The 13,343-nt window shown below is 69.0% G+C and carries 11 protein-coding genes; 7 read left to right on the top strand and 4 right to left on the bottom strand.

Annotated elements, in window-relative coordinates; genetic code table 11:
• Window positions 1-17: 17 nt before the first annotated feature.
• The 4 genes from ACFYO1_RS17350 (at window position 18) to ACFYO1_RS17365 (ending at window position 5,396) form a co-directional block, all read left to right on the top strand.
• Window positions 18-1,355, top strand: a complete 1,338-nt coding sequence (locus tag ACFYO1_RS17350) for a glycosyl hydrolase family 28-related protein (RefSeq protein ID WP_387231919.1) — start codon at window positions 18-20, stop codon at window positions 1,353-1,355.
• Between the two features lie 6 nt (window positions 1,356-1,361).
• Window positions 1,362-2,741, top strand: a complete 1,380-nt coding sequence (locus tag ACFYO1_RS17355) for a GNAT family N-acetyltransferase (RefSeq protein WP_387231556.1) — start codon at window positions 1,362-1,364, stop codon at window positions 2,739-2,741.
• A 181-nt stretch (window positions 2,742-2,922) separates the two neighbouring features.
• Window positions 2,923-4,290 (top strand): glutamate-1-semialdehyde 2,1-aminomutase, encoded by a 1,368-nt coding sequence (locus tag ACFYO1_RS17360; protein ID WP_387231558.1) that lies wholly within the window; start codon window positions 2,923-2,925, stop codon window positions 4,288-4,290.
• Window positions 4,287-5,396, top strand: a complete 1,110-nt coding sequence (locus tag ACFYO1_RS17365) for a glycosyltransferase (RefSeq protein WP_387231560.1) — start codon at window positions 4,287-4,289, stop codon at window positions 5,394-5,396. The genes ACFYO1_RS17360 and ACFYO1_RS17365 overlap by 4 nt, the downstream gene beginning before the upstream one ends.
• Before the next feature lie 96 nt (window positions 5,397-5,492).
• On the opposite strand, the gene ACFYO1_RS17370 is transcribed toward ACFYO1_RS17365, so the two are convergent.
• A complete protein-coding gene (locus ACFYO1_RS17370) occupies window positions 5,493-5,969 on the bottom strand; it encodes a hypothetical protein (protein WP_387231562.1) in 477 nt (158 codons plus the stop codon).
• Between the two features lie 128 nt (window positions 5,970-6,097).
• On the opposite strand from ACFYO1_RS17370, the gene ACFYO1_RS17375 reads away from it, so the two are divergent.
• Window positions 6,098-7,801, top strand: coding sequence for a bifunctional metallophosphatase/5'-nucleotidase (locus ACFYO1_RS17375; protein ID WP_387231564.1), 1,704 nt, complete (start codon window positions 6,098-6,100; stop codon window positions 7,799-7,801).
• 315 nt (window positions 7,802-8,116) lie between these two features.
• A complete protein-coding gene (locus tag ACFYO1_RS17380) occupies window positions 8,117-10,129 on the top strand; it encodes an SDR family oxidoreductase (RefSeq protein ID WP_387231566.1) in 2,013 nt (670 codons plus the stop codon).
• Window positions 10,130-10,244: 115 nt separating this feature from the next.
• On the opposite strand, the gene ACFYO1_RS17385 is transcribed toward ACFYO1_RS17380, so the two are convergent.
• The 3 genes from ACFYO1_RS17385 to ACFYO1_RS17395 form a co-directional block, all read right to left on the bottom strand.
• Window positions 10,245-10,463 (bottom strand): hypothetical protein, encoded by a 219-nt coding sequence (locus ACFYO1_RS17385; RefSeq protein WP_387231568.1) that lies wholly within the window; start codon window positions 10,461-10,463, stop codon window positions 10,245-10,247.
• A 200-nt stretch (window positions 10,464-10,663) separates the two neighbouring features.
• The gene (locus tag ACFYO1_RS17390) at window positions 10,664-11,320 is read right to left on the bottom strand and encodes a cutinase family protein (RefSeq protein ID WP_387231570.1); all 657 of its coding nucleotides are present in this window, start codon (window positions 11,318-11,320) and stop codon (window positions 10,664-10,666) included.
• A 163-nt stretch (window positions 11,321-11,483) separates the two neighbouring features.
• The gene (locus tag ACFYO1_RS17395) at window positions 11,484-12,539 is read right to left on the bottom strand and encodes a zinc-binding alcohol dehydrogenase family protein (RefSeq protein ID WP_387231572.1); all 1,056 of its coding nucleotides are present in this window, start codon (window positions 12,537-12,539) and stop codon (window positions 11,484-11,486) included.
• A 165-nt stretch (window positions 12,540-12,704) separates the two neighbouring features.
• Between ACFYO1_RS17395 and ACFYO1_RS17400 the strand changes: the two genes are divergently transcribed.
• On the top strand, window positions 12,705-13,343 hold the full coding sequence (locus tag ACFYO1_RS17400) for a TetR/AcrR family transcriptional regulator (RefSeq protein WP_387231574.1): 639 nt from the start codon (window positions 12,705-12,707) through the stop codon (window positions 13,341-13,343).

Here is a 13,343-nt window from a genome sequence, read left to right on the forward strand (position 1 = left end):
CGGTCGCTCGGCGGAGCATGCTCGCCGCCGCGCTCGGCGCGGTGGGTGCGGTACCGGTCCTGGCGTCCTGTAGCTCCACCGAGTCCCCGGCGGCGCCGGACATCGAATTCCGTTCCCCGCACGTCACCGACGCACCCGCCGCGCGCAACGTGCGCGACTTCGGCGCGGTCGGCGACGGCATCGCCGACGACACGGCGGCCATCGCCGCCGCGGCCGCGGTCAAGGACGCGCCACTGGTGATGTACCTGCCCGCGGGTCACTACAACGTGACCGCCTGGCCCGAATTGGGCGACTACGCCACGGTTCTCGGCGACGGCGCCGACGTCACGGTGGTCAACTGCATGGCCGACACCACGCTCATCGCGCTGCGCCGGCGCAGCCGCGTGCGGTTCGCCCGGCTCGGCTTCTACCTAGCCGGGCCGAAAGCGACCGCGGTCCTGCTCTCGGAATGCTTTCGCTGCTCGTTCGATTCGGTGGTGATCCGCGGCAACCACATCGCCGAGAACCATCCGCGCTATCTGCAGCAACGCGGCGTGGTGCTGGAGGGCAACACCGGCGGCACCGCATTCCTCAACTGTGACATCAACAATTTCGGCATCGGCATCGTCACCTCCTGCATCCAGAACTACGTCACCGCGTGCAAGCTCACCAGCAACTATGTCGGCGTGCTCGGCACCGGTAACGACCACAATGCCGGATTGGCGCTCACCAACGTCGAATTCGTCTCCGACTCCGATCCGAAGACCACCGACAAGCACATCCTGATCGACGGGGCGGCCAACGACTGGTGGCTCACCAACGTCTGGTTCGAGGGCGCCGACATCGCGCTGTCCGTCGGCAAGGCGGGCGGCGGCGGGCCCGCGCAGTTCGGCATGATCAACTGCAAGGTCGCCGCGCGCACCGTCGGCCTCGACCTGATCTATTGCCGCCAGCCCTATCTCGCCAACGTCCAGTTCGACAAGGACCTGGAGAAGCCGCCGATCGAGCTGCGGATCGATCCGAACGGCTGCCCCGAGGGCACCGCGGTGAACCTGATCTCCACGGCGGCGGACGATCTCAACCCGACGCTGTTCCCACCGCACTGGCACGTGCTCGGCCGGACCAGCATGCACGCGCCGACGTTCACCGGGACCATGGTCGGCAAGGCCGGACGCGGCGACACCGACGTCTTCCAGACCCAATCGGCCGACGGCGCACTGCGGTCGGCGGTACTGTCCAGCGGGACTTGGCTTTCCGAGCAAACCGAGGGCGGCATCGTACTCAAAGACGCGTCAGGGACATATTGGCGGCTGTCCGTCTCCACCGAGGGCGTGCTCAAGACGATGTCACTGGGCAAAAACCGACCTCGCGAGTAGGCGCCGATGTCGACCAGTCCGAAATCGTTGGCGCGCATCAGTCTCGGCCCGGTGTCACTGCACGGCAATACCGTCGTGCTGCGCCCACCGCGCATCGCGGACTACCCACACTGGCGGCGGATCCGGCTACGGGACCGGCGCTTCATCGAGCCGTTCTGGTACAGCTCCACGCTGGACTGGGCCGCGCGCCATTGCGGAACCCATTGGGTGCGTGAGTGTTTGACCAGCCGGGCGGAGGCGAACGCGGGCCGCAGGCTGGCCACGGTGATCGAGATGGACGGCCGGTTCGCCGGCCAGGTCGAACTCGGCTCGATCGACACCGCCACCGGTTCGGCCGAACTCGGCATCTGGGTCGACGCCGAGGTCGCCCGGCACGGGATCGGCGGCATGGCGGCGGCGCTGCTGATGGACTACGGCCTCGAGCAGATCGGCCTGGAACGCATCACCGCACCGATCTCGCCGGAGAACGTCGCCGCCGCGCACGGCGCCGCCGAGCTGGGGTTCCAGCGAGAAGCCCTGATGGGGCGCTACTTCGACGTGGGTGGCGCGCGGCGCGACCACGAACTGTGGGCGGTCACCAGGGCCGACGTTCCGGCCGGCGGATTCGCCCGGTCCTGGCTCGACCGCCACGACCGGCACGCCCCGCACGCGCCGGACGCGCAGCCGGACGCGACCGGCGCCTTCCCCAGGACCGCCGTGGTCGCCGCCGCCGCGCGCTTCTACGCGGGCCGGGTCCTGCATCTGCTCGACCCGCTGCGCGCCGCCCGGCCGGTCCGGCTCGAGCAGGCTGACGGCGCGCGGATCGTCGTCCGCAGCCGGCGACTGTCCGACTGGCGCCGGTGGCGCGACGCGCGGTTGCGCGGCCGGACCACGCTGGACCCGTACCCGGTGGCGGCCGACGACACGTGGGTCCAGCAGCACAGCCGAGTCCGCTGGCTGCGCCAATTCGTCCGTGCCCGTCCGGGTTTGCGTTCCCCGAGCGGACTGGTGCTGGCGATCGAGGTGGACGGCGCGTACGCCGGCGAGGCCCGGCTGTTCGACCTCGACATGTTCGACCGCAACGCCCGCATGTTCGTCTGGACCGAACCGGGGCACCCCGACGACGTCCAGGCCACGGCCACCCGCCTCCTGCTCGGGCACGCCTTCGGGCCGCTCGGTCTGTGCCGGGTATCCACCGCGGTCGAGCCGGCGGACACCCGCTCCGCCGACATCGCCGCTCGGGTGGGCATGACCAGGGAGGGTCGCATGCGCTGCTACGTCGGCGCGACCGGCCGCCGGAACGACCACGACCTGTGGGCGATCACGTCGTGCCCGGTCCCCGGATCGGACATCGAGTCCTCGGCGCCGTCCGCGCAACGGACGCCGGGTTCCACCGAGCATCAGTGACCACGCGCGGGGCTGTATACCAAACGACCGACAGGCGACCCGGTTGCGCGGACAAGCCGATCCGGCCGACGTACAGTTGTGCGCAGAACCCGGTGCGCGCAGGGAGGATTCGCCCAGGCGGTTCCGCTGCGAGTGCGACCCGACCCGCCAGGCGCCAGACCATCCCGCCAGGAGCCAGACCATGGAGCCTCTTTCCGCCGAACCGGCGGGCGCCCGCCGCTTCACCCGCAGCAACGAGCTCCAAGCCCGCCTGCACGACCTGGTTCCGGGTGGCGCGCACACCTACGCCAGGGGCGCGGACCAGTATCCCGAGTTCATGGCGCCGATCCTGGTGCGCGGCAACGGCTGTCACGTCTGGGACGCGGACGGCAACCGCTACATCGAGTACGGCATGGGGCTGCGTTCGGTCACCCTCGGCCACGCCTGCCGCCCGGTGCTCGACGCCGTGCACCGCGCGCTTGCCGACGGCATCAGCTTCAGCCGGCCGACCGAGCTGGAACTGCTTGCCGCCCAAGACTTTCTGACCTTGGTGCCCGGCGCCGACATGGTGAAGTTCGCCAAGAACGGTTCCGATGCCACCACCGCCGCCGTGCGCCTCGCCCGGGCCGCGACCGGGCGCAGCGTCATCGCCGTGTGCGATCAGCCGTTCTTCTCGGTGGACGACTGGTTCATCGGCACCACCGCGATGGACAGCGGCATCCCCGCCGAAATCGCTTCGAGCACTGTTCGATTCCGCTACAACGACCTGTCTTCGCTGGCCGCCGCGCTCGAACCGGGAACGGTGGCCGCCGTCGTCCTGGAGGCCGCTACCGCGCTGTCCGAGCCCCAACCCGGCTTCCTGGAAGGCGTTCGAGACCTGTGCGACCGGCACGGGACGCTGCTCGTCTTCGACGAGATGATCACCGGCTTCCGCTGGTCGGCGGGTGGTGCGCAGGCGGTGTACGGGGTGCGGCCGGACCTGTCCTGCTGGGGCAAGGCGATGGGCAATGGTTTTCCGCTGTCCGCGCTGGCCGGTAAGCGTGAGTTCATGGAACTCGGCGGGCTGCGCACCGATCAGGACCGAGTGTTCCTGCTGTCCACCACACACGGCCCGGAATCGGGTTCGCTGGCCGCCTTCCGCGCGGTCGTGCACGAGTATCGGACCGGCGACCCGATCGGCCGGATGGAACACGCGGGCCGTCGGCTCGCGGACGGGGTGAACGCGCTGGCCGCCGAATTCGGCATCGCCGACTACCTGCAGGTGCTGGGCCGCCCGTCCTGCCTGATCTTCGTCACCCGCGATCCGAACGGCCAACCGTCGCAAGAGTTCCGCACGTTGTTCCTCCAAGAGCTGCTGCACCGCGGCGTGCTCGGCCAGTCCTTCGTCACCTCGGCCGCGCACACCGATGCCGACGTCGACGAGACGATCACCGCCTGTGGCGAAGCGGCGGCGGTGTACCGCAAGGCGATCGAACAGGGCAGCGCCGACGGCCTGCTGGCCGGCCGCCCGGTCGCCCCCGCCATCCGCCGCCGCGCCGAGCCGCGCCGGATCGCCTCGGAGCACCGATGACCCAGCCGCGCATCGCGATCGTGCACGAGCGGTTCACCGAGTTCGGCGGTTCCGAGGCGGTGGTCGGCGAGCTGGCCGAAACCTGGCCCAGCACCGAGGTTTTCGCGCCGATCGTCGATCCCGCGGGCGTCCGGCCGCCGTTGACCACGGTGCACGACACCTGGCTCAGCCGGGCCTACGCCGCCTCCGGTCGCCGCTCGCACGCTCCGCTACTGCCGTTCGTTCCGCGCGCGCTGCGGCGCCTGCCCCTCGGGAACCGTTTCGATGCCGTCGTCGTCAGTCATCACGCCTTCGCCAGCCAGGCGGCCCTCGCCACCGACGCCCCGGTCATCGCCTATGTACACAGCCCGGCACGATGGGCCTGGGACAAGGACTTCCGTGCGCAGGAGGCCGGCGGACGCGCGGGCCAACTAGCCCTTGCCGCGCTGGGCAGCTTGGCGCGTCGCAATGAATTGCGCGCCGCCCCACGGCTTTCCCATGTGGTCGCCAACTCGCGCGCCGTCGCCGGGCGGGTCGCCGACTGGTGGGGGCTGGCCTCGACGGTCACCTATCCTCCGGTCCGGATCGACCGCTTCACTCCCGACCTGTCCATCCCGCGGGACGACTTCTTCCTCTTCGCCGGCCGGCTCGTTCCCTACAAGCGCGCGGATCTGGCCGTTCTCGCGGCCCAGCGCGCGGGCTGCCGGCTCGTCGTCCTCGGCGACGGCCGGTTCCGCGCACAGCTGGAAACGCTCGCGGGTCCGGAAACGACCTTCCTCGGCGCGACCACGCACGAGGTGCTGCTCGATACCTATCGCCGCGCGCGAGCCCTGCTGATGCCCGGCGTCGAGGACTTCGGCATCGTCCCGGTGGAGGCAATGGCTTGCGGCACACCGATTCTCGCCGTAGATCAGGGCGGTGCGCTGGACACGGTGGACCCCGGCGTGACCGGCGAGCACATCCCGCACGGGTCCGACGAGGCCGTCATCGATCACCTCGCCGCAGCGATGCGCGACTTCGAGCCGTCCCGCTACACCCCCGCGAAGATTCGGGCGCACGCCGAGTCGTTCTCCCCTGCCGCGTTTCGCTCGCAGATGGCCGACACCGTCGCCCAGTACCTGCGCTGACCGAGCACGCAGTCGACCAGCGGCCGCGGCGATACCCTCCGTTGAGCCGCACCGGGCGAAACGCGGTGCGGCTCAACGCCGGCCGTGAACGACGGTTCAGGCCGAGCAGGTGGGAGCGGACGGTTTCGGCGCGCTCCAGTCATTCGCGGCGACCCAGTGGAAGACGGCCAGCCGCCGATCGATATAGCGTTGCAGCCCCTGGGTGGTGCCGCAGTCCGGTGCCAGATTTCCCGGTTTGTAGTACTTGGTGATCAATTCCTTCAGTTTCCCGTTATAGGCGTCTTCCTGGTCACACGTCGCCTGCCGGGTGTCGTGGACGAACGCGGGATTCCGAAAGAGTTCGGCGCGGGTTTCGCTGTGCACCGGTTTGTCGAAAATGGCCGGAGACAACTCCAGCCATTCGCCGACCTCCTGATACCAGCGGTCGTCGTGATCCTTACCGTCGCAGATCTGCCGCGAGATCTCCGGTGCGACGCCGAACAGCGAATCATCGGCCTGAGCTGGGGCTCCTGGCAGCAGCGCGGTAGCGGCCAGCGCACACGTCACCAGCCCGGTTTTGGCGGAGAATGTCAAAGAACGAGCCCTCCATGTGGTCGTGAACTGCACATGTCTGTCCCTTTGACTAGGCAGTATGTCACTCACACGGCCGCATGACCGGTTTCCCGCTGACAGCGGCGGGCCGTGCGTGGGACAGTCTGAGGATGAACGCGCGCCGTCGGCTTGCCGCTGTTGTTGCCGGAATCGTGAGCGTCGCCTTGTTCGCGGGCTGCGGCACCGCGAACGACAAGGGCAGCGGTCCGACGACCTCGACCGCGCCCGGGGTGATCCCGCTCATCTCGACGAACGATCTGCCCGCGGCGAAGCCCGACGAGGTGCACCTGTTCGGGCTCAACGATCTGCACGGCAATCTGGAGCCGCCCGCGGGCTCGACCGGAAAGGTGGCGGGCTACGACGCGGGCGGCGCCGCCTACCTGGCAACGCATCTGGCGCGACTGAAGGCGGCCTATCCGGCGAGCGCGATCGTCGCGGCGGGTGACGATATCGGAGCCAGCCCGCTGGTGTCCGGGCTCTTCCACGACGAGCCGACCGTCACCTTCATGAACACCATCGGAGTCGCCGCCTCGTCGGTCGGTAATCACGAATTCGACCACGGGGTAATGGAATTGGCGCGCCTTCAGCAGGGCGGCTGCGCGCCGGACGGATGTTCGCCCGGCGAACCGTTCACCGGTGCCAAGTTCCCGTATCTGGCCGCGAACGTCACCGACGCCGAGGGCAAGCTGCCGCCGGCGCTGAAGCCGTGGACCATCGTGCAGGTCGGCGCCCACAAGATCGGCCTCGTCGGCACGGTCACCCCCGATACCGTGAACCTTGTTTTCCCCGAAGGCATTCGGGGATTCACCTTCGGTGACGAGGCCGCGGCGATCAACCGCTATGTCCCGGATTTGAAGGCGGCGGGCGCCGAGACGGTCGTCGCGCTGATGCACGACGGCGGCAGCCAGCGCACCACCGCCGGCGCCCAGGTCGACTACAACGGCTGCGCCGACATCACGCCGAACGTCACCGATCTGGCCGAGCGCATCGACCCGGCGGTGACGGCGCTGTTCACCGCGCACAGCCACCAGTCCTACGTGTGCGCCATCGACGGCAAGTCGGTCACCCAGGCGGCCTCCTACGGCCGGCTGATCACCGACCTGACACTGAGTTTCACCCCCGGCGGCGTGCGGGCCGCGGCGGTCAATCGAGTGGTCACCCGCGACGTCACGCCCGACTCGTCCACCACCGCCCTGGTGAACTTCTACACCGAGCAGGCCCGCCCGCGCACGGCCAGGGTGGTCGGCACGGCCGCCGCGACGCTGCCGCACGATCCGGACGCGGCCGGCGTCTCGCCGCTCGGCGCGGTCATCGCGGACTCGATGCTCGCGGCCACCGCCGGACCGGTTCCCGCGGTGGCGGCGTTCATGAACCCCGGCGGCGTCCGCGCCGATATCAAGGCGGGGCCGGTCACCTACGGCGACATCTACACGGTCCAGCCGTTCGGCAATCAGGTCGTCACCCTCACCCTCACCGGGCAGCAGGTCCTGCGCCTGCTCGAGCAGCAGTGGGACAACGCCAGCAAGCCCGCGACGCTCTCCCCCGCGGGCCTCACCTACGCCTATTCGGACTCGGCGCCCAAGGGCGCCAAGGTGATCGGCGACAGCGTCCGGATCGCGGGCCTGCCACTCGATCCCGTTGCCGCCTACCGCATCACGACCAACAGCTTCCTCGCCTCCGGCGGCGACGGCTTCACGGTCTTCACCCAGGGCACCGACAGCGTCCCCGGCCCGACCGATCTGGTCGCCCTCGAGGCTCTCTTCCGGGACGGGTCACCGGTCCAGCTGCCTGCCGCTCGGGTGGAGAAGCGATAACTGTGCAGTAGCCCAACTTAATTGGACGGTTGACCAGTAGTAGGATATATGGAAATTGTTGTAACACTTACCCTTTGACCTGCGCCGATGGGTGACCAGTCCCACAACGTGATCCGGTCCGGAACGCTTGCCGGAGTCGATCTGGACCCATTACAGTTTTGCATAAGTCAGGACGAAGGGGTTCCTACTTTCGGCCCGATCGCTGTTACCGCGTCAGGTCTGCGTCTCGCGGCCGAACCGAAATCTCCGCATTCACCGTTGCATGCCGGATGACTTGTGCGACAACACGGTTCGAATGAACAGCAGGAGAGGGCGATGGCTACCTACATCGTGACGGGCGGTACCGGATTCTTGGGCCGGCGGGTCGTTCAAGAGCTCCTGGATCGGGAGCCCGACGCCGTCATTCATGTCCTCGTGCGCGAGGAATCGTTGCAGAAGTTCGCCGACCTGGCCACCGGATGGGACGGCGGCGAGCGGGTGTTCTCGCTGGTCGGCGACCTCACCGCGGACGGGCTCGGGCTGACCCGCGAGGCGCCGCGGGCCGACCACATCATCCACCTCGGCGCGGTCTACGACATGACCGCCGACGAGGACACCGCGCACGCGGCCAACGTCGCGGGCACCCGGTCGGTACTCGACCTGGCCCGCTCGATCGGCGCTGTGCTGCACCATGTTTCGTCGGTCGCGGTGGCCGGCGACCACCGGGGCAAGTTCTTCGAGGAGGACTTCGACCTCGGCCAGCAGCTCACCTCGCCGTACCACCGGACCAAGTTCGCGGCCGAGCAGCTCGTCCGCGATTCGCGGGGCGTGCGCTGGCGGGTGTACCGGCCCGCGATCGTGGTAGGCGACTCGCGCACCGGCGAGATGGACAAGATCGATGGCCCGTACTACTTCTTCTCCGCGATCGCCAAGCTGGCCGCGCTGCCGGCCGAGCTCCCGATGCCGCTGCCCGATCTCGGCGCGACCAACATCGTGCCGGTCGACTACGTGGCGGCCGCGATGGCCGTGCTGGTGCGCAAGCCGGGCCTGGACGGGCGCACCTTCCACCTGGTGAACCCCGAGCCGCAGCCGTTCAGCGACGTGTACGGGGCGCTCGCCACGGCCGCCGGCGCGCCCGCCGGGATCGGCGTGGTGCCGCTCAGCGCCCGCGCCCTCAGCGGACTGTCGCACCTGCCCGGCGTGCCCGCCGTGCGCGATTTCCTGTTGGAGCAGCTGGGGATCCCGGCCGCCGTCGCGCCGCACACCTCGTTCGCGGCGGAGTTCATCTCCGACTCGACCCGGGCGCAGTTGCGCGGCACCGGCCTGTCGGTGCCGTCGTTCGACAGCTACGCCGACCGGCTGTGGCAGTACTGGCGAGCGCACCTCGACCCGCATCGCGGGCAGCCCGCGGTGTCCAGCGAGCCGCTCAACGGGCGGATCGTGCTGATCACCGGCGCGTCCTCGGGCATCGGCCTGGCCACCGCGCACGCGGTCGCCCGCCGCGGCGCCACCGTGCTGATGGTGGCCCGCGGCAAGGACGATCTGGCCGACGCGGCCGATTCGGTGCGCGCGGAAGGCGGTGCGGCATACGACTATCCGTGCGATATCACCGACGCGGACGGCGTCGAGACGCTGGTGCAGACCATCCTCACCGAGCACGGCCACGTGGACTACCTGGTGAACAACGCGGGCCGATCGATCCGCCGCTCGGTGCTGAACTCCACCGACCGCATGCACGATTTCGAGCGGACCATGGCGGTCAACTACTTCGGCGCGGTCCGGTTGATCCTGGCGCTGCTGCCCTCGATGCGGGCCCGGCGCTTCGGCCACGTGGTCAACATCTCCTCGATCGCGGTGCAGACCAAGGTGCCCCGGTTCGCCGCCTACGTGGCGAGCAAGTCGGCGCTGGACAACTTCAGCGAGATCGCCGCGGTCGAAAACCGGGACGCGGGCATCACTTTCACCTCGGTGCGGATGCCGCTGGTGCGCACCCCGATGATCGCGCCGACCGATCTCTACAAGTCGCTGCCGGTGCCGGACCCGGATCAGGCCGCCGCCATCGTGGTGCGCGCGCTGGAAGACCGCCCGCACCGGATCGACACTCCGGTCGGCACTTTCGCGCAGGCCGTCGATCTGCTGATGCCCTCGGTGAAGCGGACGATCCTGCATCAGGGCTTCCGCATCTTCGGCGAATCCACCGCGGCACAGGGCAAGAAGCCGTTGAAGCAGACTGCGGCCGACCCGGGCCGCAGTCCGCTGAAAGTGCTCGCCCCCGTTCTGATGCCCTTCATGTCCATGCCCGCCCCCGCCGCCCGCGTCGCCAGAGTGGTGCCCGGGCTCCAGTGGTGATCCCCACCGCCGCGCACCATCTCGCCCCCCGCGCACAAATCGGCCGGCAATAACGTACGCGGCGGGACGGGAAGCGCGCGGCGGTGGATGCCGGGCAAATCGGTCGCGGGTCGGGTCAGATTCGTGCGTGGTGCGGTGGGGCGATATCGGGATAGCGGCAGTGGATTCGTTCGATGCAGTGCCGCACCGTCCTCAGTTCGGCGTGGAGTTCACGCAGCCGCTGCGCTTGATAAGTTCGTTCGGCGGTATTGATGGCACGCGCGAGGGTGCGTGCGTGCGTGGCAAGCAAGTCCAGAAATACCCGGGCCTGTGCGATGTCGGAATCATCGGACATTCGCTGTTCCTATCACGCACCCAGGCCCGGCGCCGTCCGAACTCTGCGCGTTCCACAGGATTTCGCCGCAGCGTATCCGAATCGAAAAGGACCACGGTCGTTTCAGAGAATTTGCTGTGCCGGTGCACAATTCGGCGCCGGACAGCGATCGGCGGGGCCGGCATTGCGCCGGCCCCGCCGCGGATTCCCCGGCCGGGAACTCAGACCCGCGCGGCCGCGAACTGCGCCGCCGGCCACATGGCCCAGCCGTAGTTGCCGTGCTGGGCGGGATCGCCGCCACCGCCGCAGACGGGATCGCCGCCCGTGCAGTAGTTTCCGGTGCGCCAGCCGTATCGGTCGGGCACGTTCCAGCCGATCGGCCGGAGCGGGTCGCCGAACAGCAGCACCGCCGCCACCCGGGATTCGAGATAGCCGGGCAGCGTGGCGATGCCGCCGAGGCCGGTCACGATGCCGGTGCCGAGCACGCCGTGCGTGACGACCGCGCCCTGCGAGTAGCCGACCAGGATGAACCGCTGATCCGGGCAGGCCGAGGCCTGCCACACGATGTGCGCGGTCATGTCCTGGGTGCCCCGGCTGATCGACGCCGGATCGAGCAGATCCGCCGGGTAATCGACGCGGTAGGCGCTCGAACTCACCGGAAGCGCCTGTAGCAGCGTGCCATACAGGGGATCACCGACCGCGGCGCCGAGGTATCCGGGTTCCTGCGTGCCGCGGGCAACCACCACCTCGACCGCCGTGCAAGGCGAGGCCCACGCACTCAATCCTGTCGTCGTTCCGAATCCCGCGACCAGCAGTAGCACGATGAATGCTCGTACCACCCGCCGCTTTTCGAAATGAATTACCTTCCGGTCTGCCATTGTGATCACCTGCTCACGCCGTTGTGAGAAGCCGAATGACACTTGTCAGCGACAAGTGCCACTCGGCTATATCTGCGAAGGTAAGAACGGCGGAGCGACCCGTCAAGCACAACGACCCGAACGATGCGTACTCAGCGCCGAATCGTGTCCTGGCGCACTATTTCTAAGGCACGAGAACCGCTGCGCCCGTGAAACGTCCGTGCGCGAGGTCGGCAAGGGCCTGATTTGCCATCCCCAAGGAGTACCCACGGGTGGTGACTTCTATGCGATGTTCGCTTGCGAGAGCGAGAAATTCGCGGGCATCGGTGCGGGTGTTCGAGGTGACCGAGCGAATTTCCCGCTCCTGGAACAGATGCCGCTGATAATTCAGGACCGGCAGGTCGCTGAGATGAATACCGGCGATGGACAGGATGCCGCCGCGGTCCAGCGCCTCGAGCGCGGGCGGCACCAGCGTGCCGACGGGCGCGAACAGGATCGCCGAATCCAGCTGCACCGGAGGCGGATCCGCCGCGCCCTGCACGGAGCTGGCGCCGAGTTCGCGGGCCAGCTCCTGCGCGGCCGGATCGCGGGTCATCACGTGCAGCTCCGCGCCGCGGGCCAGCGCCACCTGCGCGGCGATGTGCGCGCTGCCGCCGAAGCCGTAGAGGCCCAGGCGTCCGCCGGGCGGCAGCTGGGCGCGTTGCAGCGCGCGGTAGCCGATGATGCCCGCGCACAGCAGCGGGGCAAGTTCGTTGTCCGCGTAGCCATCCGGTAGCCGCAGCGCGTACGCCGCGGGCACGGTGGCGAATTCGGCGTAGCCGCCGTCGGCGTCCCAGCCGGTGTATTCCGAACGGGGGCAGAGGTTCTCCGCACCGCGCAGGCAGAACTTGCAGGCACCGCAGGTGTGTCGCAGCCAAGCGATGCCGACGCGATCGCCGACCGCGAACTCCTCGGTGAAGCGTGCGTCCTCCGCGACCGCACCGACCGCCGACCCGACCGCGACCACTTCCCCGACCACCTCGTGCCCCGGCACCACACCCACGCGATGCACCGGCAGGTCACCCTCGGCCACATGGAGGTCGGTCCGGCAGACACCGCAGGCCAGCACGCGCACGAGTAACTCGTCGGCGGCCGGTTCGGGCACCGGTTCGCGCAGTTGATCCAGCGGCGCCGCATCGATCGGCCCGGGGCGGCGCACCCGCCAGCCGGTCATCGATGCGGTCCGGGCAACCTCGTTCATACCGATCTCCCCTCATGGTCAGGATGCACGGTCGTATCGAGCTGCGCCCACCCTACTCGTCCGATTTCGCCACGTCACAGCTCCGCTTCTGATACATTTTTGTATTGAATACATTTCTGTATCCATTGCGCCGACCCTCGTCGGCCGCGCTCGAGGAGGTGCCCGTTGGCGTCGTCCGCCGAAGCCAAGACCTCGGCAACCCGGGTCACCCGCCGCCGCGCCGAGACCAGGGATCGGCTGCTCACCGCAGCGTACGAGGCGTTCGCCGAGGAGGGCTTCGGCAAGGCGACCGTGGAACGGGTCTGCGAGCGGGCCGGATTCACCCGCGGCGCGTTCTACTCCAACTTCGGCTCGCTCGACGAGCTGTTCCTGGCCATGTGGGAACAGCGCTCGGCGGCCATGCTCGCCGACGTGCGGCGCATGCTCGACGAGATCCCGGTCGGCACCGACGACGTACGCACCTCGATCGAACGCCTGGAACGCGCGGTACCCGTCGATGAGGGCTGGTACCGGATCACCGCGGAGTTCACCACACACGCCCTGCGCAATCCCGAACTGCGCCGGGTGATGGCCGCGCGCGAGGAGGCGATCGTGAACGCCCTCATGCCGACCGTCGTCGCCGGACTGGCCCGGGTCGGGCGCACCGTGCCCGATCCCGAGGCGCTCGGGCAGGCGCTGGTCGCGGTGCACGACGGCACCAGCGTGCAGGTGCTGATGGAACCGCGCAGCCGGATCGCCCGGCGCCGGCGCACCGACCTCATCTATCACGTCGTGCTGGCCTACAGCACCGAAACCGAAGGATGA

Source organism: Nocardia sp. NPDC006044 (assembly GCF_042871115.1).
In the GTDB taxonomy this organism is placed as follows: Bacteria; Actinomycetota; Actinomycetes; order Mycobacteriales; family Mycobacteriaceae; genus Nocardia.

What these genes read in the sequence shown, in the direction of transcription:
- ACFYO1_RS17350 (WP_387231919.1), top strand. Translation starts at nt 18, where the DNA reads ATGCTCGCCGCCGCGCTCGGCGCGGTGGGTGCGGTACCGGTCCTGGCG.
- ACFYO1_RS17355 (WP_387231556.1), top strand. Translation starts at nt 1,362, where the DNA reads ATGTCGACCAGTCCGAAATCGTTGGCGCGCATCAGTCTCGGCCCGGTG.
- ACFYO1_RS17360 (WP_387231558.1), top strand. Translation starts at nt 2,923, where the DNA reads ATGGAGCCTCTTTCCGCCGAACCGGCGGGCGCCCGCCGCTTCACCCGC.
- ACFYO1_RS17365 (WP_387231560.1), top strand. Translation starts at nt 4,287, where the DNA reads ATGACCCAGCCGCGCATCGCGATCGTGCACGAGCGGTTCACCGAGTTC.
- ACFYO1_RS17375 (WP_387231564.1), top strand. Translation starts at nt 6,098, where the DNA reads ATGAACGCGCGCCGTCGGCTTGCCGCTGTTGTTGCCGGAATCGTGAGC.
- ACFYO1_RS17380 (WP_387231566.1), top strand. Translation starts at nt 8,117, where the DNA reads ATGGCTACCTACATCGTGACGGGCGGTACCGGATTCTTGGGCCGGCGG.
- ACFYO1_RS17385 (WP_387231568.1), bottom strand. Translation starts at nt 10,463, where the DNA reads ATGTCCGATGATTCCGACATCGCACAGGCCCGGGTATTTCTGGACTTG.
- ACFYO1_RS17390 (WP_387231570.1), bottom strand. Translation starts at nt 11,320, where the DNA reads ATGGCAGACCGGAAGGTAATTCATTTCGAAAAGCGGCGGGTGGTACGA.
- ACFYO1_RS17395 (WP_387231572.1), bottom strand. Translation starts at nt 12,539, where the DNA reads ATGAACGAGGTTGCCCGGACCGCATCGATGACCGGCTGGCGGGTGCGC.